A 1,242-nucleotide genomic window follows, 5' to 3' on the forward strand; every position below is an offset into this window, starting at 1 on the left:
GATGGCCAAGGACGCTTCGGACGCCATCGCCGCGCGGCTGGATGAGCAGCGCAAGCGCGTCCAGCAGGCCGAGAATGCCGTCGAGGCCTACAGGTCCGCCAACAACATGGTGATGGCGGCAGGCAATCTGGTCAGCGACCAGGAACTGACTGAGCTGAATACGCAGCTTTCGGCAGCGCAAAGCCGTACCGCGGCGCTGAAGGCGCAGGTCGACCAGTTGCGCAGGTCGGGCGGGGCGCCGGACGCGACCTCGGAAGCGATGCGCTCCTCGGTAATTTCGAGCCTCAGGGCGCAGGAGGCGACGCTTGTCGAGAAGGTATCGCAGTTCGGCACGGAACTTGGGCCACGCCATCCCTCGATGATCGCGGCGCAGCAGCAGCTGCGCGACACGCGTGCGCTGATCGGGCGAGAGCTCGGCCGCATCGGAGCGGCTGCCGAGACCGACTACGAGCGAGCGCTGGCCAACCAGCAGGCGCTGGAGGCCAAGGTCGCCGGCATGAAGACCAAGTCGCTCGATACGGACCAGGCTTCGGTCAAGCTGCGCGAGTTGCAGCGCGATCTCGAGGCCGTTCGCTCCGTCTATGCCAACTATCTGCAGCGTGTGCAGGAGACGCGCGAGCAGATCAACGTCGACAGCACCAATGCGCGGATCATCTCCAGCGCCATGCCGGCCCTGAAGAAGAGCTGGCCGCCGCTGTCGCTGCTTGTCCTGGGCGCGCTCTTCGGCGGCCTGGGGCTCGGCACCGGCCTGGCGCTGATCGCGGAATATTCCTCGCCCACGGTGCTTTCCAGCGCGCAGATGCAATCGGCCATCGACGCGCCGGTGCTTGGCGTGGTGCCGGCAAAATCGGGCAACACCCGTCGCTGGTGGCCTTTCGGCGGCACGGCCGCCGCGGCGAGCCAGAAGACGGACGCGGTTGTGGGGCTGGCGCTGAGGCGCATGTTCTCGTCGGGCCGGCGCCCGCCGGACTGGCCGCTGGTGCCGTCCATACTGGTGACGTCGCCGCCCGAGGACGCCGCGCATCGCGGCAGGGTGGCGCGCTTGCTGGCCAATGCCGCGGCCGCCCGGGGCGGCCGTATCCTGTTCATCGATACCAATGCCGGCGGCGGCCAGAAAGATCAGCAGCCGGGCGTACTCGACGTGCTGCGCGGCGAATACGGCATCGAGGCGTTGAGCCGGTATACGCCCGGCAGCAATGTCGCGCTTTTGGGCAGGGGCCGGTCAAAGGCCGTCTTCCAGGA

Annotated in this window: 1 protein-coding gene; it reads left to right on the forward strand. The window is 68.0% G+C overall.

Annotated elements, in window-relative coordinates; all coding sequences use genetic code 11:
* The coding region (locus tag FJ980_RS32565) for a GumC family protein (RefSeq protein ID WP_246676682.1) at positions 1–1,242 on the forward strand (1,242 nt) is incomplete at both ends.

Source organism: Mesorhizobium sp. B1-1-5 (genome assembly GCF_006443065.1).
Classification (GTDB): domain Bacteria; phylum Pseudomonadota; class Alphaproteobacteria; order Rhizobiales; family Rhizobiaceae; genus Mesorhizobium.